Origin of the sequence: Rhizobium sp. TAL182, from assembly GCF_002117725.1 — a bacterium.
GTDB lineage: Bacteria > Pseudomonadota > Alphaproteobacteria > Rhizobiales > Rhizobiaceae > Rhizobium > Rhizobium esperanzae.
Window position 1 is genome coordinate 1530924 of record NZ_CP021024.1, and the last position, 20497, is coordinate 1551420.

The window sequence follows — 20497 nt, forward strand, 5'->3', positions numbered from 1 at the left end:
TTCCGGCAAGGGCTCGGAGGTTCCGCGCCTTAGCTGCGGCGGCTGATGACCGGACCCTTGGCCGAGGCGAATTCGGCGATGACCGTTTCCCCCGCAATCGCCGTCTGGCCGAGCGAGACGCGGGGCGCCGCACCGGCGGGCAGGAACACGTCGAGCCGCGAGCCGAAGCGGATCAGCCCGAAGCGTTCGCCGGCGTCCAGCGGCTCGTTGGTGTTTGCCCAGCAAAGGATACGCCGCGCCACGAGGCCGGCAATCTGTACGACGCCGATCTGGCCGTGCCGCGTTTCGATCACCAGTCCGTTGCGCTCGTTGTCCTCGCTTGCCTTGTCGAGTTCGGCGTTGACGAAGCTACCGGAGCGGTAGTTGATGCTGACGATGCGCCCGCGCATCGGCGCCCGGTTCACATGGCAGTTGAAGACGTTCATGAAGACGGAGATGCGCAGCATCGGCTCGGAGCCGAGGTCGAGCTCTGCCGGCGGGGTCACCATCTGGATCGCCGAGACCTTGCCGTCGGCGGGAGAGATCACGAGATCGTCGTCCTGCGGGGTCACCCGCTCGGGATCACGGAAGAAATAGGCGCACCAGAGCGTGAAGATCATGCCGATCCAGAAGAGCGGCTTGAAGATCCAGCCCAGCACCAGCGATGCGACGAAGAAGGCGGCGACGAAGGGATAACCCTCCTTGTGCACGGGCACGATCGTGTTGCGAACCGTGTTGAACAGGCTCATGGCTGCCGGTCTCCTTGCTTTTCGGTTTTTGCTGGTTAGCGAAAAACCAGCTCCTGAGCAATGCTGCGACCCTGGCCCTGGTTCCGCTGTCGTGGTTCTGAACAACAAAAGCCGGTAACGCTACCCAGCCGCTAGCGTAAATGTGGAATCGCTAAGGTTTTATGATCGCACTTTGTAGCTTTTGATCGCCTTCGGCCCGATGCGGACATCGTCTAGGATTTCCGCAGCAACAGAAAGCTGCCTCGAAACAGCTTGCGAATCGCATAAGTATGTGCTTATGTGTCCGCATGATCGAGAATGACTTTTTCCGCGCTTTGGCAGACCCGACCCGCCGTGCGATCTTTGAGAAGCTGGCGTCTGGGAGGATGAACGCTAGTGCCTTGCGCGAGGGCATGGAGATTAGCCAGCCGGCGATGTCGCAACACCTCGCAGTTCTGCGCAGTGCAAAGCTCGTGAGGGAAGAACGACAGGGGCGTTTCGTGAATTACGAAGTCGACTCCGAAGGGTTGGCTCTCATCGCCCAGTGGCTCGCAATATACCGGGCCTACTGGCCGGAGCGAATCGCAGCACTCAAAGTCTTGCTGAAGGACATGGATCAATGAACGAAGGGAAGACCAAGGAGCAGGATAGCGGCGTCGAGTTGGAGTTTGACTTGGGCGATCCGCCGCAAAAGGTCTGGCGTGCCGTCACCATTCCGGAACTTCGGGAAAGGTGGTTGCCGAAGGAAGCATTGTCTGATCCCGATGCGATCACCGTCACCCCCGGCCAGGAAGTTCGCTACAAGCTGCGTGACGATAACCCGCCTTTCCTTGAAAGCACCGTGACGTTCACGATCACCCCGAATGCCACTGGCGGCACCTGCCTTCGGATCGTCCACGAACTGACGGACGCAAGAATGGCAAGAGCGCCGGCGAACAGCAACAGCCCGCCCCTCATGCTCGCCGCCTGACACGGCGAGCCTTCCCCTTAAATTCTGAAAGTCTGGAGGTCGCCGATGCGCGAAGCGATGCAACTCGTCCCTATGGTGGTCGAACAGTCCAGCCGGGGGGAGCGATCCTTCGATATCTATTCCCGGCTTCTGCGCGAGCGGATTATCTTCCTCAATGGCGAGGTGAACGATACCGTTTCGGCCCTCGTCTGTGCGCAACTGCTGTTTTTGGAAGCGGAAAACCCCAAAAAGCCCATCAACCTCTATATCAATTCGCCGGGCGGCGCCGTGACCAGCGGCCTGGCCATGTACGACACCATGCGCTTCATCCGTGCGCCGGTTCATACACTTTGCATGGGGACGGCCCGTTCAATGGGGTCGTTTCTGCTGATGGCAGGTGAATCTGGCGAAAGAGCCGCATTGCCCAATGCCAGTATCCTCATTCATCAGCCCTCCGGCGGCTTTCAAGGGCAGGCTTCCGACATGCTGATTCATGCCGAGGAAATTCTAAAGACCAAGCAACGCATGACGCGGCTCTACGCGGACCATTGCGGACGTTCCTACGAAGACTTTGAGCGCGGGATGGATCGCGACCGCTTCATGACGGCGGAGGAAGCGCTTGAATGGGGTCTTATAGACCGTATTCTGAAAGTTCGGGAAGACACGAGCAGCTTATAAGCCTTGCCGCAAAAAACCCGATTGCTGAAGATCGTTCCAACGATTCCACATTTGCGTTAGTGGCGGGGTAACGCTACCGCCTGCCGCTTCAGCTTGCCGGGGCAAGCCGCGTGATCACGCCCATCTCGTCGCTGTCGCGCACCTGCTTCAGATGCTCCTCCGCCTGCGTCGCCTCGCGCTGGCGGTTCCACATCGAGGCATAGAGGCCGTTCCTTTCGAGGAGGGCGGCATGGGTGCCGCGCTCGGCGATCTCGCCGCTTTTGAGCACGATGATCTCGTCGGCGCCGATGACGGTCGAAAGCCGGTGGGCGATGACCAAGGTCGTCCTATTCTTTGAAACCACGTCGAGAGCGGTCTGGATCTCCCGTTCCGTCGTCGTGTCGAGAGCCGACGTCGCCTCGTCGAGGATCAGGATCGGCGGCGCCTTGAGGATGGTGCGGGCGATCGCCACACGCTGTTTCTCGCCGCCGGAAAGCTTGAGCCCGCGCTCGCCGACCTTGGTATCGAAGCCTTCGGGCAGCGCCTCGATGAAATGGGCGATCTGCGCGACCTCGGCCGCTGCAAACACCTCGCCGTCGCTGGCCGACGTGCGGCCGTAGCGGATATTGTAGGCGACCGTGTCGTTGAACAGCACGGTATCCTGCGGCACCATGCCGATCCCTGAGCGCAGGCTCTTCTGCGTCACGGTGCGGATATCCTGGCCGTCGACCGTGATGGTGCCGCTCTGGATATCGTAGAAACGGTAGAGCAGGCGCGACAGCGTCGATTTGCCGGCGCCCGACGGCCCCACCACCGCGACCGTCTTGCCGGCCGGCACCTCGAAGGAAATGCCCTTCAGGATAGGACGGGCCGGATCGTAAGCGAAGTGCACATCCTTGAAAGAGATCGCGCCCTGGCGGATCCGAAGCTCGGCAGCGTCGGGGGCGTCCTTGACCTCGGCCTTCACCTCAAGCAGGTCGAACATCTGCTCGATATCGGTCAGACCCTGGCGGATTTCGCGGTAGACGAAACCGATGAAATTGAGCGGCACGGAAAGCTGCAGCAGCATCGAATTGACGAAGACGAAATCGCCGACCGTCTGCTCGCCGCGCTGCACCGCCAGCGCCGACAGCACCAGCATGATCGTCGTGCCGATACCGAAAATGACGCCCTGGCCGAAGTTCAGCCAGCCGAGCGACGTCCAGACGTCGGTCGCCGCTTTCTCGTAGCGCTCCATCGATTTGTCGAAGCGTTTGGCCTCCATCTCCTCGTTGCCGAAATATTTGACGGTTTCGAAATTGAGAAGAGAGTCGATCGCCTTGGTATTGGCGTCGGTGTCGCTGTCGTTCATCGACCGGCGGATCGCGATGCGCCAGTCGGATGCGCGGATCGTGAACCAGATATAGGCCCAGACGGTGAAGGCGGTGACGGCAAGATAGGAAAAGCCGTAGCCCCACCAGAAGATCACCGCCGTCAGCAGGAATTCGATGACGGTCGGAACGGAATTGAGGATCGTGAAGCGCACGATCGTTTCGATGCCCTTGGTGCCGCGCTCGATGATGCGCGACAGCCCGCCGGTCTTTCGCTCCAGATGGAAACGCAGCGACAGCTCGTGCATATGCACGAAGGTCTTGTAGGCGAGCTGGCGCACGGCATGTTGCCCGACGCTGGCAAAGAGCGCGTCGCGCAGCTGGTTGAGACCGAGCTGGATCAGCCGGGTGACGTTATAGGCGATGACAAGGGCGATGGCTCCGGCAAGGAGCGGCGGTACGGTGCCGGCGAGGTCCATTCTGCCGTTCAGCGCATCGGTGGACCACTTGAAGAAATAGGGGACGAGCAGCAGGACGAACTTGGAGATCAGCAGATAGACCGACGCCCAGACGACACGCATCTTGAGGTCGGTTCGCCCGGCCGGCCACATATAGGGCCAGAGGTTGAAAAGCGTCCGCAGCAGGTGTGATTCCGAGACTGTCTTGCCGTTTGCCATGCCGTATCTCCAGTCCGGATGATTTGCTTCGATGTCCGGCAAGGCGTGGGGCAGGGCGCATCTGGCGCGCTTCCCTGAATCCCGAACGCCACCGGCAGATAGGGCGTCGGGCCGAGGAATGCAACACGTGCAGTAGCCGGGAAAAGTGAGGCCAGGCGTTTCTCCCGCCCGGCTTCATCATGTCGCGTTGCGCTTAAGCTGCCGCCTTTTCAGAGGTGCTGCTTGGAGAGCCGTTTACGGTGCAGTTCCTCGGCGTTCGGCAGCGCGTCCTTCGGCAGGCCGAAAATCTGGCCGGGACGAATGCGATCCGGGTCGACGATTTTGTCCTCGTTGGCGATGTAGATCGTCGTATAGCGCACGCCGAGGCCATAGGTCCGGCGCGAGATCTGCCACAGCGTATCGCCGCGGCGGATGATGACCGCCGCATTGTTTGCCGTCAGCGGCGCCTGTTCGATCGTCTTCGGCTGATTGCTCGCAGCATCGTTTGCGGCGGGCGCGGCCGGTGCGGGCGTGTCGGTCAGTTCACCGATGATTGCGCCCAGCCCGTCGAGACCGGCGCCGACCGATTTTGCATCCTTCGGCAGATCCTGCAGCACCTTCAGCGCCTTGGCGGCGGTTTGCGAGGAGGCGCCGGAGGCCTGCTTGAAGCTGTCGGACGCATCCGCCGCGGGGCGGAAGTCGGCGACAGAGCGCAGCGCGAATTCCGTTGCCGAGCGCGCCGCCGCCAGCTGTTCGGCACCTGGCAGCTTACCATCGGCAAACAGCCCCTTCAAAAGCCCGAACGCCTTGCCGGCTTCGGCCTTGAGCTTGCCGAGTTCGCCTTCGTCGAGCGGTACCATCGAGGAAGCGCCATTTGCATCGGCGGGGCCGGCTTGAGCAGCAACCCGCACCTGGTCGCCCGCCGGGCGGTTGAAGTTCACTGCGGCCCGCACGATCACCTTGCCCGCTGGATCGACGACGTCGACGCGAATCTTATGATCGCCGACCGAAAGCGCCGCGACACCGTCGATGACGAAATGGCCGTCGGGTCCGGCCGTGTCCTGGCCGACAAGGCTGTCGTCGGCATAACCGAGGACCTTGGCGTTGGCCCGCGCCGTGCCGGCAATGAAGATCTTGTTGCCCTCGATCTCGACGGCGTTGACCATCACATCGGGCGCAGTGGCCTTGTCGGTTTGGCCCGCACCGGGTACGGCCGGCGCCGCATCTGTCCCACCGACGGAGGCGTCGGGCAGGCCAGGCGTCTGCAGCGCCAGCTCGCCGGTCGGTGCTGCTGTTGCGGCAGGCGCGTTGGCTGCAGCGGGAGCAGTCGCGGTCTCGCCAGTTGCCGGCTTGTCCGCAGCCGGCGCCAACGGATTGGAGGCATCGGCGACTTCGGTGTCCCCTGTCGGTGCAGTGATGATGCGGCTCGCCGCGCCAGGCTTGGAGACCATCGCGAGTAGGTTTGCGGCATTGCCGTCCTTCGGCACGGAAACGGTGGCGACTTCTTCGGAAAGCGCGGTCTTGCCATCCTTGCCCGTCACCTTGAGCACGAGCTGGTGGTCGCCGGCCGGAAGCGGATCGTCGAGGACGGCGGCGAAATCGCCGCTCGGGCCAATATCGGCCGTCGTCACCACCTTTTCGCCATCGAGTACTTCGAGCTTGCCGTTCGGCTCGGCGGAGCCGGCGATGACGGTCGATCCATCAGGCTCGACCCGCAGGACGTCGAAGGCTGGAAGCTTCGGGCCGGCTGCCGTTGTCGCGGCGGAGGCTGGTTCGGGCGCACCGGTCAGCGCAGCTTCGGCCCTGGCAATCGCGGCAGGCGCATCCGCCATGTTTTCCGGCAGCGACTGCACGATGGCGAGCGCCTTGGCGCCGCCTTCCTTAACCTTGACGGCAATTGCTTGTGTTGCGGGATCGATGCCCTCGGGAACGGTGAAGCCGACAAGTGCGGTGAGCGCATTGATGGCCTTGGTCTTGGCGGCGGTGAAGACATCGATGGCCGGTCCTTTGCCGTCGGCAAACAGCGCCTTCAGCTCGCCGAGCGCCACGCCGGCGTCGGTCGATAGGTGTCTGACCTGATCGACGACCGCAGCCGAGTCGGCCACGGCAGAGCGTGATGTCTTTGCCGCTTCGTTAACCGTGTTCTTGAGCTCCGTGCCCGCCTGGTTGATGGCGTCGCCGACTTTGGATGCATCGCCGTCGATGCGCGGCATGACGAAGAATACCATCAGTAGGATTGCGATTACGAGCACTGCAAGGGCCAGCAAGCCGGCACGGTTCTTCATCATTATGTCTCCCAAGGCGGCAATTTGCCGTAGTAACCGAAATTGCTAGCGATTTCCGATGCTTTTCACAAGCATTCAACGCAATTTCGCAAGCTCGGCACGCTGCTTTTCAGTCAATTTTCTTGACTGCATTGAAATGGAATAGTTGTTTTGCCCTATGACCGAACAATCTGTATCGATTCGATCCATCTGCGTTTACTGCGGCTCAAGGCCGGGACGCGATCCTTCTCACATGGCGGCCGGGCGTGCTCTCGGAAGAGAGATCGCCGAATACGGCCTGCGCCTCGTCTATGGCGGAGGTACCAAAGGCATCATGGGCGCGGTTGCGAGCGGGGTGCTTTCAGGCGGCGGTCAGGTCACGGGCATCATCCCGGAATTTCTGATCGATATGGAAGCGACTCGCCATTCGCTCGGTCAGCTCAACGAACTTATTGTAACCCCTGACATGCACGCGCGCAAACACACGATGTTCGAGCGTTCCGATGCCTTCGTCGCGCTGCCCGGCGGCATCGGCACGCTGGAGGAAATCGTCGAGATCATGACCTGGGCGCAGCTCGGCCGTCATGAAAAGCCGATGGTCTTTGCCAATATCAACGGTTTCTGGGATCCGATGATGGAGCTGATGCGCCATATGACGGAAGAAGGCTTCCTGCACACCGCTCATCGGGTGCAGCCGCTCGTCGTCGACGACGTCGCCGGCATCATTCCCGCGATCATGGCCCAGGCCGCCCAGCTCGCCGCCGATCGCGGTGGCGAGGACGAGGTAATTTCGAAGATGTAGGTCGGCAAGAGACCTGGACTGCCCAGCCCTGTGGCCGGCAAATTCAGCTGTAGGCCGAAACAAGCTGCGTCACCTGAGATCGCATCCATTGATTGGCGGGATCATTGTCACTTGCCGCCGACCAGACCATCGATATCGGGCTCACCGTTAAATCGAGGGGAACCTCTGCTGTCGCCAAGCCGAAAAGGCCGGCGTACCGCTTCACGATCCTGGTCGGCAGGGTCGCGATCAGGGGCGCTTCCAGGACGGCGGTAAGCACGGTCAGGAATTCCGGCGCTGCCACCGACACGTCCAGTCGCACGTTGATCCGCTTCAACGCGTCATCGATGCAGCCTTCGATGGCGTCCTTCTGGGAAACGAGTGCATGCCTCAGCCCGACATAGCTGTCCCGGTCCAAAGTTTCGGGAAGATCGAGAAGCTCAGGATTGTAGCAACACATTAGCGATTGCTCGAACAGCAGGGTCCGCCGGTGTCTGTTGTTGCCGTCATCGTAGCAACCGACGCCGAGGTCGATGACATTGTCGTCCAGAAGCTTGTGGACCAGCTCCGGGTCGACCGCTCGCGCAAGCACTTTAATACCCGGGGCTGTCTCGTTTAACATAGCGGCGAGGCGCGGCACGAGCAGCACCTCAAGCTCGCTGGAAAAGCCGATGCGGAATATCTGCTCGGCCTGATCGGGCTCGAAGACTGCCGGCGTTACGATCGCCTGCTGCGTGCGGCTGAGTATCTGCTCTACGGCTTCGGCGAAACGCAGCGCCCGATGAGTCGGCTGCATGACCTGGCCGACACGCACAAACAGCTCATCTTGCAGCAATGTCCGGAGAGTGCCGAGATTGTGGCTCATAGCGGGCTGCTGGATTTTCAGGCGAACAGCAGCTTTCGTCACGCTCCGCTCCTTCATGAGCGCATCGAACGCGACCAGCAGATTGAGGTCGAAAGACCACAAATTGAAATGATCAATGGAGACAATTTCATTCATCGATTTGATCGTTACATGAATCGTTCTTACTGTCCATAGCCATCAGACAGCGCTGTCCCGGTTCCAGTTCAACTCGAAAGGAATTCCATGAGCGATCTTGGAAAGGAATATCGTATTGCCGGCGTGACAGTGAGAAAGGTGCAGGAGCAGTACCTTCACGACGTTCCGCCCTCATTCCTCTACCCGACTGCCGGATCTGAGGAGATCAAGGCGGTCGAGCCGCGGCTTTCCGCCGTCGATATGGAAGAGGGCCGCGATGCCCTTGTAGTGAGCATTCATAGCTGGCTTGTCATCACGCCCGACCACGTCATCCTCATCGACACGGGCTCGGGGAACGACAAGGAGAGACCGCGCAATTCCGGCTTCCATCGTCAGACCATTCCGTTTCTCGATAGGCTGCGTCAGGCGGGTGTCGAGCCCGAAGATGTCGACTTCGTCATCAATACCCATCTCCACGTCGATCATTCCGGCTGGAATACCGTGTTTCAGGACGGACGATGGATCCCGACTTTCAAAAACGCCCGCTACGTCTTCCCACGCGCCGAGCAGGAATATTACGCGTCGACGGCGAGTCACAACGACGTCAACATTCCCAGCCTCGGCGTCTATGAAGACAGCGTAAGGCCGGTGATCGAGGCGGGGCTTGCCGATTTCATCGACAGCGCAGGCGGTCCTTTCCTCGATCGATTCATCTTCTTGCCGACGCCTGGGCACAGCATCGGCCATATGTCCGTTATGCTGGAGGCGGACAATGAAGCGGCAATCTTCGCCGGCGATGTCATGCACCATCCGATCCAGGTGGAACGGCCCGATCTCAACACGGTCTTCTGCGAATTCCTGGATCAGGCTGCCCAGTCCAGACAGCGCGTCCTCGAACTCGCAGCTGATAATCGCGCCATGTACTTCTCCACGCATTTCCCCGGTTCGTCTGCTGGTTATGTCACCCGCGACGGTGAAAAATTCAGGTGGTCCTATGTCTAACAACGAGCTCGCATCGTCAGCTTTTGACGCCAGTCAGATCGTATTCGACGAGCATTACGTCGACAGCGGAACCGAGGGCATCAAGCTCTATCTGCGCAACAAGCGAAGGAAGGACCACAAAGTCTTTCTTGCGGAGAAAACAATCGTGATGGTGCATGGAGCGACCTTCTCGTCCGGAAGTCTTTACGACGTTCCCTTCAATGGAATGTCCTTCATCGACTTCCTCGCGCATCATGGGTTCGACGTCTTTGCCGTCGATGTCCGGGGCTATGGAAAATCGACCCGTCCACCGGAAATGCAGGCGCAGCCCGATCTCAACCCGCCCCTTGTTTCCACCGACACGGGCGTCACCGACTTCGCAACGGCTGTCGAGTTCGTGCATCGACTTCGGGGCCTGAAGGCTGTCAACGTGTTCGCAATGTCGTGGGGCGGTACCGTAGCCGGCGCATATGCTGCTCGCAACGCCGACAAGGTCGTCAAGCTCGCGCTGCTCGCGCCACAATGGCTGAGTGACGTTCCCATTCCCATCGACCAGGGCGGTTCCCTCGGCTCCTACAGGCTTGTTCCCGTCAAAGCGGCCCTGGCGCGTTGGCTGGGCACCGCACCCGAATACGCGCGTGAACGTCTTGTGCCCGAGGGCTGGTTCGATCTCTGGTCGGAATTGACCCTCTCGGAGGAGACGTCGCAAGACGATAGGGAGCAAGGCAAACTTCGCGCCACCAACGGGCCGATCCAAGACATCCGCACCTACTGGAGAGCTGGAACCCCATATTATCAGCCGAGCGAGATTCGCGCGCCGGTGCTGCTGTTGCACGGCGAATGGGACATCGACGTTCCGCTTGATCTGGCGCGGGCCTATTTCGAGCAGCTGACCGGCGCCTCCTACAGGCGATGGGTGGAAATCGGGGAGGCGACACATCTGGCCCTGATGGAGAGCCACCGCATGCAGGCCTATGCCGAGGTCGTCCGCTTCTTCGATGAAGCTTTCAAACCGGAATAGAGTCTGAACGATCAGGCTCCGGCATCGAATCCGGAGTCTGCTTCCTCCATCAAGCCGGCCGCGCGTTCACCCGGCCATCGAGCCATTCGTTTCCATGACAATTCTGATAACCGCCATCCTGGATGCCGGGCGAAGTGCCGTCGACATCGCGATATTCACCTTTCTGCCTCTCATGATCGTGACATTTTCGCTGATGCGCTACCTCGAGAGCGTGAGCGCGTTGCGATCAATCGCCGGCAAGGTAAACCCGCTGTTCAGACCTTTCGGTCTGGACGGTTTTGGGGTTTTGGCAATCATCCAGCTCAGCCTCGTGAGTTCGGCTGCCCCGGTCGCTGCCCTGACGCTGATGGCGCATAAAAGAACGTCGGAGAAATTTATGGCCGCGGCCTTTGCCGCGGTGCTTGCGGCGGCGCCGGCGAATGCCAGTTTTCCGCTCGCAAGCCTCGGTGTCGATCCGGGCTCGATCATAATGAACGGCATTTGCGGGGCGCTCGCTGCGTCCACTCTCGCCGGTTGGATCGTCGGCCGCCGTTCCTTGCCTGGAAAGATCTGTTCCTGCGACAGGGCGGATGACGACGACGTCGGCAGGCGCGATCTGCTGGCCGCGATCAATCGCGGTGGCGCAGATGCCATTGGCGTCATTGCTGCGATCCTGCCGGTGCTCGTGATCTCACTTGCCCTGGTAAGGCTGACCCAAAGTACAGGCGCACTTTCGGCTTTCACGTCCGTTGCGCAGCCATTGCTTCAGCTGCTCGGCGCCTCGCAGCAGGATGTGCTGTTCTTCCTCACAAAGTGCCTGGCAGGATCGAGCGCAACGGTCACGCTGTTACTCGACGCCCACAAGGAACTGAGTCTTCCGCCAGAGAAAATCATTCACGGATCCGCATTTCTGCTAAACCCTCTCGACCTTCCCGGCCTCTCCATTCTTATCGCATCGGTACCGGCGCTCCGCTCGGTTGCAGGCGTCGCAGTCTTCAGCGCATTGGCCGGAATCCTGGTCCGCACAGCGCTGCTATCCTGGCTTTGAACCAAGTCGGTCGGGTTGCGACCAGCGCAACGGCTACCTCCTTCCGCGGCTTCCCTTCAGCATCGACCAGCTATAGAGAAACAGCCCCGCCCAGATCAGCGGGAAGGCGATCATCCGCGCCGTGCCGAGCGGCTCATGAAAAGCGAAGACGGCGATCAGGAAGATCATCGTCGGCGCGATATACTGCATGATGCCGATCGTCGAGAGCTTCAGGAGCTTGGCGCCATTGGCATAGATCATCAGCGGTACGGCGGTGACGACACCGCAGCCAAGCAGCAGGCTCGTGTCGGCAAGGCCGGTACGGTAGAAATGGCCAAGGCCGCTGCCATATTCGAGATAGAGGATGTAGACGAGGGCCGGCCCGCTGAGGATCAGAACCTCGAGGAAGAAGCCCTGGTTGGGGCCGAGCGGCAGCGTCTTGCGGAGCAAGGCATAAAAACCCCAGCTGACAGCCAGCGTCGCCGCCACCCATGGAATGCCGCCGCTGTCCAATGCGAGAATGGCGACGGCAAGCGCCGCCAGCGCGATCGCCGCGATCTGCAGCGGCTGCAGCTTCTCGTTGAGCAGCACCGCGCCGAGGAAGATGCTGAACAGCGGATTGATGAAATAGCCAAGTGCTGCATCAAGCGAATGGCCGGCGCCGATCGCCCAGACATAGGTGCCCCAGTTGACGGTGATCAGCGACGCCGTCAGCGCCCCCATCGCCAGCATGCGCGGCGAGCGCAGTGCCGCGCGGATATCCGCCGTGCGCCCGAGCACGATCAATACCATGCCTGCCAGCGGCAGCGACCAGACGATACGGTGGGCGATGACTTCGGCCGGCGGAATATGTGCCACCGCCTTCATGTAGAAGGGCAGGAAGCCCCAGAGCAGATAGGCTGTCAGCGCAAAAGCGAAACCGCGCGGACTATCTTCGTTCTTGATCAACGGAACGGATGCATCGGTCGACATCGGGTGTTTCCATCTTTGTTCTTCTTCTGATCCGGCCTAGCTTAAGCGCCGTGAATAGGCCAATTCATTTCGTTGAACCGACCCTCGATGGATATGGGACGAGATGAAGCGATGGACAGCCGATGGCGGCAGAGGCCGACATCGGCTCGCGGCATCGGCGGAATGGGGTTATTCCGCCGCGATCTTGCCCGCCAGCTGCCGGTTCTTCATCAGCTTGTAGATGACGGAATCCATCAGCGCCTGGAACGAAGCATCGATGATGTTCTCCGAGACGCCGACCGTCCACCAGCGCACGCCGTCGCTGTCGGTGGATTCGATCAGCACGCGGGTGATCGCCTCCGTGCCGCCATTAAGGATGCGCACCTTGAAATCGGCGAGCACCAGATCGTCGATCTCGTGCTGGTACTTGCCGAAATCCTTGCGCAGCGCCAGGTCGAGCGCGTTGACCGGACCTTCGGCATCGGCAACCGACATCAGCGTCTGTCCGTCGATGGTGATCTTGACCACCGCTTCCGAGACGATTTTCACGCGGCCGAGACTGTCGAAGCGGCGCTCGATCATCACCCGGAAGCCTTCTATGGTGAAGAATTCCGGGATGGTGCCGAGTGTGCGATGCGCCAGGAGCTCGAAGCTCGCATCGGCGCCCTCATAGGCATAACCGATGGATTCACGTTCCTTGACGATCGAGATCAACAGGTCGAGCTTCGGATCGTCCTTGGCGACGGTGATACCTCGCCGCTTCAGCGCATTGATGAAGTTCGCCTTGCCACCTTGGTCGGAGACCATGACCTTTCGGAAGTTGCCGACGCTTTCCGGGGGCACATGTTCATAGGTCTTCGGATCCTTCAGCAGCGCCGATGCGTGAATGCCGGCCTTGGTGGCGAAGGCGGAAGCGCCGACATAAGGCATCTGGTGATCGGGCGAGCGGTTGAGCAACTCGTCGAAGGCATGCGAGAGCCGGGTGAGGTTGAGCAGCCGCTCCTCATCGATCGCCGTTTCGAAACGTGTATTGTAGGCGCTCTTCAGCGCCAGGGTCGGGATCAGCGTCACCAGATTGGCGTTGCCGCAGCGCTCGCCGATGCCGTTCAAGGTGCCCTGGATCTGCCGGGCGCCGGCTTCGACCGCAGCAAGCGAATTGGCGACCGCCTGGCCGGTATCGTTGTGAGCGTGAATGCCGAGACAGCGGCCGGGAACGCCTGACGCGATCACCGCTTCGACGATGGCGCGGACCTCCGGCGGCTGCGTCCCGCCATTGGTGTCGCAGAGCACGACCCAGCGGGCGCCGCTTTCATAGGCCGTCTTCGCGCAGGCGATCGCATAGGCCGGATTGGCCTTGAAGCCGTCAAAGAAATGTTCGCAGTCGACAATCGCCTCCTTGCCGGCGCCGACCGCCGCCTTGACGCTTTCGGCGATGCATTCGAGGTTCTCCTCGTTGGTGCAGCCGAGCGCCACGGCGACATGATAGTCCCAGCTCTTGGCGACGAAACAGATAGCGTCGCTTTTGGCCTGCAGCAGCCCGGCGATGCCTGGATCGTTCGAGACAGAAACGCCCGCCCGCTTCGTCATGCCGAAGGCGACGAAGGTCGCGTGGTTCGTGCGCTTCTCGCTGAAGAAGGCGGTGTCGGTCGGATTGGCGCCGGGATATCCGCCTTCGACGTAATCGAGGCCGAACTCATCCAGCATGTCGGCGATCGCAATCTTGTCCTCGACGGAAAAGTCGATGCCGGGCGTCTGCTGCCCGTCCCGGAGCGTCGTGTCGAAGAGGTAGATGCGTTCTTTCATGTCGTTTCCTCCCGCCAGGCGGGTGTTGTTGTACTGCGGATGCTGCCCTCATCCGGCTGCCGCCACCTTCTCCCGGTCTGACGGGGAGAAGGCATATGCCGCACCGTCTCGCAGGGCACGTCCCCTCTCCCCGCGAGCGGGGAGTGGGCTTGGGTGAGGGGCTGCCCCAAATGATCAGTCCGGCTTCCCGGCGAACTTATCCGTCGCCCGGATCAACTGGTCGAGAATGCCCGGCTCCGAATAGGCATGGCCGGCACCCTCGATCAGGTGGAATTCCGCCTTCGGCCAGGCCTTGTGCAACCGCCAGGCATATTTTGCCGGGCAGGGCATGTCGTAGCGCCCATGCACGATCACGCCTGGAATGTCCTTGAGCCGGCCGGCATCGCGGATCAATTGTCCCTCGTCCATCCAGCCGGCATTGACGAAGAAATGGTTCTCGATGCGGGCAAAGGCATAGGCGAATTGCGGCTCCTCGAATTTGCCGCTGGTCGACGGTTCGGGCAGCAGCGTGATCGTTTCGCCTTCCCAGATGCTCCAGGCCTGCGCGGCTTGAAGGCGCACGGTTCTGTCCTCGTGCGTCAGGCGGCGATGATAGGCATGCATCATCTCGTGCCGCTCTTCCGGCGGAATGGGAGCGATGAAGCGTTCCCATTTATCCGGGAACATTTCCGAGACGCCGAACTGGTAGTACCAATCGAGCTCGGCCTTGGTCAGCGTGTAAATGCCGCGCAGGATGAGCTCGGAGACGCGCTCCGGATGCGTTTCGGCATAGGCGAGCGCCAGCGTCGAGCCCCAGGAGCCGCCGAACACCTGCCATTTGTCGACTCCGGCCATTTCGCGCAGCCGCTCGATGTCGGCGACGAGGTGCCAGGTCGTGTTGGCATTCAGTTCCGCATGCGGCGTCGACCTGCCGCAGCCGCGCTGGTCGAACAGCATGACGTCGTAGAGATGGGGATCAAAGAGCCGGCGGTGCGCCGGCGAGAAGCCGCCGCCCGGGCCGCCATGCAGGAAGACGGCGGGTTTGGCGCCAGGCGTTCCCGAGCGCTCCCAATAGATCACATGGCCGTCGCCGACATCGAGATGGCCGGAGGCATAGGCTTCGATCTCGGGATAGAGCGTGCGCAGTATCTCGGTCATATTTTCACGCCTTTCGCGGGCCACGCCCGGGTGTCGTGGTCGGGATGCTGAAAGGAGATGATCGCCTCCTGTCGGGCGTAGAAATCCGCGTCCTTATGAACAGGGGCGTCGAAGATTTCCTCGACCCAGGGCAGGCGGGCCTCGTAATTGACCTGGATCTGCGGCGCGAGATCGCTGCGGTCGTCGAAGGTGCCGATCGCAAGCTCCAGCCCGCCTGGATGCCGGTAGGTCATCGGCGTGCCGCAATTGCTGCAGAAGCCGCGATCGATATTGACCGAGGATTGAAAATAGCTCGGCTCGCCGCGCGTCCATTCCATTCCTTCCTCCGGTGCTGTGACCAGCGCGGAGAAGAAGCCGCCGAACTGCTTCTGGCACATGCGGCAATGGCAGATCGACGGCCGCCCCAACTGGCCCGATATGCGGAAGCGCACGGCGCCGCACTGGCATCCGCCTGTTCTGATCTTATCCGTCATGTGTTTCTCCGAGTGGCCAATGGGAAGTGTCCTGATCCGGGTGCTGGTTGTTGCTTGCCGCGATCGCCTCCTCGCGGTCGGGCGTTTCAGGCTCTGATTCCACCGGCAGGCCGTCGAGTGCGTGGAACCACGACATCTTGCGCACGGTGTTTGATTGCATCACGGGCTTGACCGCATCGGGCTCGTCAAGCGTGCCGAGCGCGATGTTGATGAAGTCCGCGTCCGGAATATCGTAAAATAGCGGCGTGCCGCAATCACCGCAAAAGCCACGCCGCACGAGGTCGGAGGAGCGGAACCACTTCGGTTCGCCGCGCGTCAGCTCGAAATGTTCGCGCTTGGCCGCTGCGAGCGGCAGGAAATAATTGCCGGCCGCCTTTTGGCACATGCGGCAGTGGCAGATATGTGGATAACCGAGTTCGCCCAGCGCGCGATAACGAACCGCGCCGCACTGGCATCCGCCGGTCTGTCTCGCCGTTTCCATCAGGTGCGATCCTCCGGCGGCCAGACCGGCGTATCGTGGTCGGGGTGCTGATAGGAAATCAGTCCGTGCAGGAAGGAGCCTGCCGTCAGATCCGCCTCGGTCCGTTCTCCCGGCAGTTCGTGCAGATGATCGACGAAGCCGATCTTGCCTTCCACGCCCCATTGAATGGTCGGCGGCAGCTGCGACGGATCGTCGAAGGCACCCGCCGCAATCGCCATTCCATCAGGCGCCTCATAGGTCAGCGGCGTACCGCAATCGCCGCAGAAACCGCGGAGGACGAAATTCGAAGACCGGAACGTCTTGCGTGCTCCCCGCGTCCATTCGAAATCGGCGCCGCGCACCGAGACCAGCGGCGCATAATAGGCGCCGAACGCCTTCTGGCACATGCGGCAATGACAGATCGACGAATCCTTGAGCTCGCCGCTGACGCGGAAACGGATCGCGCCGCACTGGCACCCGCCGGTATAGGTCTCGGTCATGGCAGGTCCTTTCCGATGATGCGGATGATATGGCTGCACACGTTGTCGATATCCCGCAGGATATCTTCGTTCCAGAAGCGCAGAACGGTCCAGCCGTCCGCCTGAAGACGTTGGGTCCTGATATGATCGTAGGAGACGTTCGGGGCGAGGGCGTGCTGCGAGCCGTCTATCTCTACGATAAGGCGATGGCTAGGGCATGCGAAATCAACGATATAACCGGCGATCGGCATCTGTCGACGGAACCTGAGGCCCATCAGACGATGGGCGCGAAGCTCGTTCCAGAGTTTCAGCTCAGCCTCGGTCAGAGCTTTGCGCATGCGCCGGGCGTTCGCCCGCCGTTGGGCTGGTGCATGCGGCATGGCTTGCCTCTCGCGATGACGTGACGGGGCTGCGGCGGCACCCCCCTCTGCCCTGCCGGGCATCTCCCCCACAAGGGGGGAGATCGGATAGGAGCGGCCGCTCACCCTAATCAAACGCCTCAGTTGGCCAAAGCCACGTGGTGCGCGGTCGATATCTTGGCAAGCGGGCGCGTCTTGCCGATCTCCCCCCTTGTGGGGGAGATGCCCGGCAGGGCAGAGGGGGGTATATCTGGCCGCCCAACCCATCCTACCGCTTCACCTCCCACGTCGTCACCCGCTCGCCCGTCGCCGCATCCTTGCCGTCCTTCAGCTGGATCCCTTTCGCCGTCAGCTCGTCGCGGATCTTGTCGGCTTCGGCAAAATTCTTCGCCTTCAGCATTTCGAGACGCATGGCGACCAGTGCATCGACCGCTGCGGCGACGGCTTCATCGATTTCGGCCTTCTTCGGCAGCACGCCGAGGAGGGAAGCCGTTGCGGCGAAGGTGGCGCCCGCTGCGGCATCGGTATGGGCAGCCTGCGCCAGCGCATGCAGGGCTTGCACGGCCGCGACAGTGTTGAGATCGTCGGCCAGCGCGTTCAGGACGGCCTCGTCCGGCTTGGCGTCGCCTCGTTCCGTCGCCGGCCACTTGGCAAGCAGCCGTTCGGCCTCTTCAAGCCGCTTGATCGAGAAATCGATCGGCTCGCGGTAATGCGTCATCAGCATGGCAAGACGCAGCACTTCGCCCGGCCATTTGCGGCCGGCGAAGGTTTCCGTGTGCAGCAGCTCGTGGATGGTGACAAAATTGCCCTCGGACTTCGACATCTTGCGGCCCTCGACCTGCACGAAGCCGTTGTGCATCCAGACATTCGCCATCACCTCGGTCCCGTGGGCGCAGCGCGACTGGGCGATCTCGTTTTCATGATGCGGGAAGATCAGGTCCAGCCCGCCGCCGTGAATGTCGAAGACATCGCCGAGATAGCGCCGGCTCATCGCCGAGCATTCGATATGCCAGCCCGGTCGGCCGCGGCCCCAGGGGCTCTCCCAGCCGGGTTCGTTATGGCTCGACAGTTTCCACAGCACGAAATCGCCCGGGTTCTTCTTATGCGCGTCGACGGCGACGCGGGCGCCGGCCTGCTGCTCGTCGAGCGGGCGCTTCGAAAGCTGGCCGTAATCGGGCATGGATCTGGTGTCGAACAGCACTTCGCCTGCCGCCACATAGGCATGCCCATTGCCGATCAGCTTGTCGATGATCTGGATCATCTCTGCGATATTGTCGGTGGCGCGGGGCTCGACATTCGGCTCGATGCAGCCGAGCTCGGCGACATCGGCGTGAAACTGCGTCTCGGTCTTTTCGGTGACAGCGCGGATCGCTTCATTCAGCGGCAGACCGGGATGATCTTTCAGCGCCCGCGCATTGATCTTGTCGTCGACGTCGGTGATGTTGCGGGCGTAGGTGACGTGATCTTCGCCGTAGACATGGCGCAGCAGCCGGAACAGCACGTCGAAGACGATGACCGGCCGGGCATTGCCGATATGGGCGAAATCATAGACGGTCGGGCCGCAGACATACATGCGGACATTGTCGGGGTCGATTGGCGCAAAGACCGATTTTTCCCGCGTCAGCGTGTTGTATAGCTTCAGTTCCGGCGTGCGGCCCATTTCACTCTCCCAAATGCACGATCAGAAAATATCGCGACCGGCAGGCCGGGGCGTTTCGCATCTTGACTATTGGGGAGACGAAAACGGCCAGGCCAGCGCGTGCGCTAGCGAATAATCTTTCCGCAGATAATGCAGATAACCGTTTTCATGCCGCGTTTTATGGCGCGGGAACGACGTTTGGTCAAGAGGGGCGAGGAAGGATCGGCGGCAACTGCAGTGACCTATCCGGTGCGCTGCGTCCCCTGAGGCTCGTCTGCCATTTTCGTGGCGCAAATCGCGTATAGGCGGTTCGGAAGCTGCTGAAAATACGGGAGGAATGAGTGGGGAGCGTTGTTCGGTGGACGATCGGTGCGGCAGCAATTCTGGTGGTCGCATCCGCCGCATATTTCGCATACGATTTCGGCATGCTTCGCTTCAACAATCCGTCCTTATCGCGCTATCCGATCCAAGGCATCGATGTCAGCCATCACCAGGGCGACATCGATTGGAGGACGGTGGCCGCGCAGCCGAATGTGCGTTTTGCAATCATGAAGGCGACCGAAGGCGGCGATCACAAGGATTCCAGATTTGCCGAGAACTGGCAGCGTGCCGGAGATGCAGGGATCGTGAGAGGCGCCTACCATTTCTTCACCTTCTGCCGCCCGGGCAGGGATCAGGCGCAGAATGTGCTGGCGACGGTGCCGAAGGCGCCGCGCACCCTGCCGATCGCCATCGATCTGGAATTCGTCGGCAATTGCAACAAGGTCCCGACGGTCGAGGAGATGGCGACGGAGGTGAATGCCTTCGTCACCGAACTGAAAGCCATCTTTCCGGAAAAGCCGATCTTCTACGTCACGCAGGAATTCTTCGATCAATATCTGAAGGGCAATGAGGCCCGCTTCCCCGAGCACTACCTCTGGCTGCGAAGCGTGTTGAATGAGCCGACGCAGGAGGGGTGCAGTCGCTGGTCGATCTGGCAATTTGCCGACAATGGCGCCCTGGACGGCATCCGGGGACTAGTGGACCTCAATGTCCTATGCCCCGCCGAAACAGGTTTCTCACATCTGTTCCCGGCCGTTGCCGCGAACTGAAGCGTCCGTTTATTCCGGCAAGCGGTAGTCGGCGAGCTTGTTTTCGCGCACGATGAACAGCTTGCCCGTTTCGGTCACACCAGGACCGAGCAACGGCAGGATCGCCTTGGCGACCTGCGAAGGATGCGGCAGCGTCTGCGGATCTTCGCCCGGCACGGCCTGCGCCCGCATCGCCGTGCGTGTGGCGCCCGGATCGACGCTGGTGATGCGCAGCGGCGTCGATTGGCTCTCGCCGGCCCAGGTGCGCGCCAGCGCCTCGACAGCGGCCTTGGACGCGGAATAAGCACCCCAGAAGGGTCTGCATTTGTGGGCCGCACCCGAGGACAGGATCACGGCGCGGCCGGCATCCGAGCGGGCGAGCAGCGGATCGACCGAGCGGATCAGCCGCCATGTCGCCGTCACATTGATCGTCATCACCTTCTCGAACACCTTCGCCTCGATATGGCCGATCGGCGAAATGACGCCGAGCACGCCGGCATTGGCGACGAGGATATCAAGCTTGCCCCAGCGTTCGAAGATCGAGCCGCCGAGCGCGTCGATCGCATTCATATCGGCAAGGTCGAAGGGCACGAGGGTCGCGCTGCCGCCGACGGCTTTGATCGCATCGTCGAGCTCCTCGAGCCCGCCGACCGTGCGTGCGCAGGCGATCACATGGGCGCCGGCTTTGGCAAGTTCCAGGGCTGTGAAGTAGCCGATGCCGCGCGACGCACCGGTGACGAGTGCGATCCTGCCCTCAAGATTGATGTTCATCTGTCCGGTTCCGGATTTGCTTGCGAAGGTGAGGGGCGCAATAG

Annotated in this window: 21 protein-coding genes; 8 read left to right on the forward strand and 13 right to left on the reverse strand. The window is 61.4% G+C overall.

What is annotated here, in order from left to right; genetic code table 11:
* Positions 1-29 precede the first annotated feature (29 nt).
* The gene (locus tag Tal182_RS07725; protein WP_020920887.1) at positions 30-728 is read right to left on the reverse strand and encodes a phosphatidylserine decarboxylase; all 699 of its coding nucleotides are present in this window, start codon (positions 726-728) and stop codon (positions 30-32) included.
* 287 nt (positions 729-1015) lie between these two features.
* On the opposite strand from Tal182_RS07725, the gene Tal182_RS07730 reads away from it, so the two are divergent.
* From Tal182_RS07730 to Tal182_RS07740, 3 genes are read left to right on the forward strand one after another with little or no spacing between them, the layout of a single operon-like run.
* Positions 1016-1330: a metalloregulator ArsR/SmtB family transcription factor gene (locus Tal182_RS07730; protein WP_085860882.1), complete on the forward strand. Its 315-nt coding sequence runs from the start codon at positions 1016-1018 to the stop codon at positions 1328-1330.
* The gene (locus tag Tal182_RS07735) at positions 1327-1677 is read left to right on the forward strand and encodes an SRPBCC domain-containing protein (RefSeq protein WP_064801559.1); all 351 of its coding nucleotides are present in this window, start codon (positions 1327-1329) and stop codon (positions 1675-1677) included. The genes Tal182_RS07730 and Tal182_RS07735 overlap by 4 nt, the downstream gene beginning before the upstream one ends.
* 45 nt (positions 1678-1722) lie before the next feature.
* A complete protein-coding gene (locus tag Tal182_RS07740; protein WP_085859067.1) occupies positions 1723-2334 on the forward strand; it encodes an ATP-dependent Clp protease proteolytic subunit in 612 nt (203 codons plus the stop codon).
* Positions 2335-2422: 88 nt separating this feature from the next.
* Here Tal182_RS07740 and Tal182_RS07745 read toward each other — a convergent pair whose 3' ends face one another.
* Both Tal182_RS07745 and Tal182_RS07750 read right to left on the reverse strand, forming a co-directional pair.
* Positions 2423-4300: an ABC transporter ATP-binding protein/permease gene (locus Tal182_RS07745; protein WP_064801562.1), complete on the reverse strand. Its 1878-nt coding sequence runs from the start codon at positions 4298-4300 to the stop codon at positions 2423-2425.
* 209 nt (positions 4301-4509) lie between these two features.
* On the reverse strand, positions 4510-6567 hold the full coding sequence (locus Tal182_RS07750; protein WP_085859069.1) for a LysM peptidoglycan-binding domain-containing protein: 2058 nt from the start codon (positions 6565-6567) through the stop codon (positions 4510-4512).
* 154 nt (positions 6568-6721) lie between these two features.
* Between Tal182_RS07750 and Tal182_RS07755 the strand changes: the two genes are divergently transcribed.
* Positions 6722-7345, forward strand: coding sequence for a TIGR00730 family Rossman fold protein (locus tag Tal182_RS07755; RefSeq protein ID WP_085859071.1), 624 nt, complete (start codon positions 6722-6724; stop codon positions 7343-7345).
* Positions 7346-7388: 43 nt separating this feature from the next.
* Here the strand turns inward: Tal182_RS07755 and Tal182_RS07760 are convergent, their stop codons facing one another.
* Positions 7389-8324 (reverse strand): LysR family transcriptional regulator, encoded by a 936-nt coding sequence (locus Tal182_RS07760; RefSeq protein ID WP_064810022.1) that lies wholly within the window; start codon positions 8322-8324, stop codon positions 7389-7391.
* A gap of 87 nt (positions 8325-8411) precedes the next feature.
* Between Tal182_RS07760 and Tal182_RS07765 the strand changes: the two genes are divergently transcribed.
* The 3 genes from Tal182_RS07765 (at position 8412) to Tal182_RS07775 (ending at position 11332) form a co-directional block, all read left to right on the forward strand.
* Positions 8412-9305, forward strand: a complete 894-nt coding sequence (locus Tal182_RS07765) for an MBL fold metallo-hydrolase (protein WP_037137801.1) — start codon at positions 8412-8414, stop codon at positions 9303-9305.
* Entirely contained in the window at positions 9298-10305 is a 1008-nt protein-coding gene (locus tag Tal182_RS07770) for an alpha/beta hydrolase (RefSeq protein ID WP_085859073.1), read from the forward strand. Before Tal182_RS07765 ends, Tal182_RS07770 begins: the two co-directional genes overlap by 8 nt.
* 94 nt (positions 10306-10399) lie before the next feature.
* Complete coding sequence (locus Tal182_RS07775) at positions 10400-11332, forward strand: hypothetical protein (RefSeq protein ID WP_085859074.1); 933 nt, start codon at positions 10400-10402, stop codon at positions 11330-11332.
* Between the two features lie 33 nt (positions 11333-11365).
* Here Tal182_RS07775 and rarD read toward each other — a convergent pair whose 3' ends face one another.
* From rarD to cysS, 8 genes are all read right to left on the reverse strand, one after another.
* Positions 11366-12283, reverse strand: a complete 918-nt coding sequence (gene rarD / locus Tal182_RS07780) for an EamA family transporter RarD (protein WP_064810026.1) — start codon at positions 12281-12283, stop codon at positions 11366-11368.
* A 168-nt stretch (positions 12284-12451) separates the two neighbouring features.
* A complete protein-coding gene (gene cimA, locus Tal182_RS07785; RefSeq protein WP_085859076.1) occupies positions 12452-14065 on the reverse strand; it encodes a citramalate synthase in 1614 nt (537 codons plus the stop codon).
* A gap of 174 nt (positions 14066-14239) precedes the next feature.
* Positions 14240-15202, reverse strand: coding sequence for a prolyl aminopeptidase (gene pip, locus Tal182_RS07790; RefSeq protein WP_085859078.1), 963 nt, complete (start codon positions 15200-15202; stop codon positions 14240-14242).
* Entirely contained in the window at positions 15199-15675 is a 477-nt protein-coding gene (locus Tal182_RS07795; protein ID WP_064810029.1) for a GFA family protein, read from the reverse strand. Before Tal182_RS07795 ends, pip begins: the two co-directional genes overlap by 4 nt.
* Positions 15665-16156: a GFA family protein gene (locus Tal182_RS07800; protein ID WP_085859080.1), complete on the reverse strand. Its 492-nt coding sequence runs from the start codon at positions 16154-16156 to the stop codon at positions 15665-15667. Before Tal182_RS07800 ends, Tal182_RS07795 begins: the two co-directional genes overlap by 11 nt.
* Positions 16156-16635, reverse strand: coding sequence for a GFA family protein (locus tag Tal182_RS07805; RefSeq protein WP_064810031.1), 480 nt, complete (start codon positions 16633-16635; stop codon positions 16156-16158). Before Tal182_RS07805 ends, Tal182_RS07800 begins: the two co-directional genes overlap by 1 nt.
* A complete protein-coding gene (locus tag Tal182_RS07810; RefSeq protein WP_085859082.1) occupies positions 16632-16994 on the reverse strand; it encodes a DUF559 domain-containing protein in 363 nt (120 codons plus the stop codon). The genes Tal182_RS07805 and Tal182_RS07810 overlap by 4 nt, the downstream gene beginning before the upstream one ends.
* A 247-nt stretch (positions 16995-17241) precedes the next feature.
* The gene (gene cysS, locus Tal182_RS07820) at positions 17242-18633 is read right to left on the reverse strand and encodes a cysteine--tRNA ligase (RefSeq protein WP_085859084.1); all 1392 of its coding nucleotides are present in this window, start codon (positions 18631-18633) and stop codon (positions 17242-17244) included.
* A 320-nt stretch (positions 18634-18953) separates the two neighbouring features.
* Here cysS and Tal182_RS07825 point away from each other — a divergent pair, with 320 nt between their 5' ends.
* Entirely contained in the window at positions 18954-19703 is a 750-nt protein-coding gene (locus tag Tal182_RS07825; protein WP_085859086.1) for a GH25 family lysozyme, read from the forward strand.
* A 9-nt stretch (positions 19704-19712) separates the two neighbouring features.
* Here Tal182_RS07825 and Tal182_RS07830 read toward each other — a convergent pair whose 3' ends face one another.
* On the reverse strand, positions 19713-20453 hold the full coding sequence (locus Tal182_RS07830) for an SDR family NAD(P)-dependent oxidoreductase (RefSeq protein ID WP_064801589.1): 741 nt from the start codon (positions 20451-20453) through the stop codon (positions 19713-19715).
* Positions 20454-20497: the final 44 nt, after the last annotated feature.

Excerpts from the sequence above, each read along its gene's own strand:
- Tal182_RS07830 (WP_064801589.1), bottom strand. The coding sequence starts at position 20,453 with ATGAACATCAATCTTGAGGGCAGGATCGCACTCGTCACCGGTGCGTCG.
- Tal182_RS07750 (WP_085859069.1), bottom strand. The coding sequence starts at position 6,567 with ATGATGAAGAACCGTGCCGGCTTGCTGGCCCTTGCAGTGCTCGTAATC.
- Tal182_RS07760 (WP_064810022.1), bottom strand. The coding sequence starts at position 8,324 with ATGAATGAAATTGTCTCCATTGATCATTTCAATTTGTGGTCTTTCGAC.
- cysS (WP_085859084.1), bottom strand. The coding sequence starts at position 18,633 with ATGGGCCGCACGCCGGAACTGAAGCTATACAACACGCTGACGCGGGAA.
- Tal182_RS07775 (WP_085859074.1), top strand. The coding sequence starts at position 10,400 with ATGACAATTCTGATAACCGCCATCCTGGATGCCGGGCGAAGTGCCGTC.
- Tal182_RS07725 (WP_020920887.1), bottom strand. The coding sequence starts at position 728 with ATGAGCCTGTTCAACACGGTTCGCAACACGATCGTGCCCGTGCACAAG.
- rarD (WP_064810026.1), bottom strand. The coding sequence starts at position 12,283 with ATGTCGACCGATGCATCCGTTCCGTTGATCAAGAACGAAGATAGTCCG.
- Tal182_RS07805 (WP_064810031.1), bottom strand. The coding sequence starts at position 16,635 with ATGACCGAGACCTATACCGGCGGGTGCCAGTGCGGCGCGATCCGTTTC.
- Tal182_RS07730 (WP_085860882.1), top strand. The coding sequence starts at position 1,016 with ATGATCGAGAATGACTTTTTCCGCGCTTTGGCAGACCCGACCCGCCGT.
- Tal182_RS07770 (WP_085859073.1), top strand. The coding sequence starts at position 9,298 with ATGTCTAACAACGAGCTCGCATCGTCAGCTTTTGACGCCAGTCAGATC.
- cimA (WP_085859076.1), bottom strand. The coding sequence starts at position 14,065 with ATGAAAGAACGCATCTACCTCTTCGACACGACGCTCCGGGACGGGCAG.
- Tal182_RS07745 (WP_064801562.1), bottom strand. The coding sequence starts at position 4,300 with ATGGCAAACGGCAAGACAGTCTCGGAATCACACCTGCTGCGGACGCTT.
- pip (WP_085859078.1), bottom strand. The coding sequence starts at position 15,202 with ATGACCGAGATACTGCGCACGCTCTATCCCGAGATCGAAGCCTATGCC.
- Tal182_RS07765 (WP_037137801.1), top strand. The coding sequence starts at position 8,412 with ATGAGCGATCTTGGAAAGGAATATCGTATTGCCGGCGTGACAGTGAGA.
- Tal182_RS07800 (WP_085859080.1), bottom strand. The coding sequence starts at position 16,156 with ATGGAAACGGCGAGACAGACCGGCGGATGCCAGTGCGGCGCGGTTCGT.
- Tal182_RS07740 (WP_085859067.1), top strand. The coding sequence starts at position 1,723 with ATGCGCGAAGCGATGCAACTCGTCCCTATGGTGGTCGAACAGTCCAGC.
- Tal182_RS07795 (WP_064810029.1), bottom strand. The coding sequence starts at position 15,675 with ATGACGGATAAGATCAGAACAGGCGGATGCCAGTGCGGCGCCGTGCGC.
- Tal182_RS07735 (WP_064801559.1), top strand. The coding sequence starts at position 1,327 with ATGAACGAAGGGAAGACCAAGGAGCAGGATAGCGGCGTCGAGTTGGAG.
- Tal182_RS07810 (WP_085859082.1), bottom strand. The coding sequence starts at position 16,994 with ATGCCGCATGCACCAGCCCAACGGCGGGCGAACGCCCGGCGCATGCGC.
- Tal182_RS07755 (WP_085859071.1), top strand. The coding sequence starts at position 6,722 with ATGACCGAACAATCTGTATCGATTCGATCCATCTGCGTTTACTGCGGC.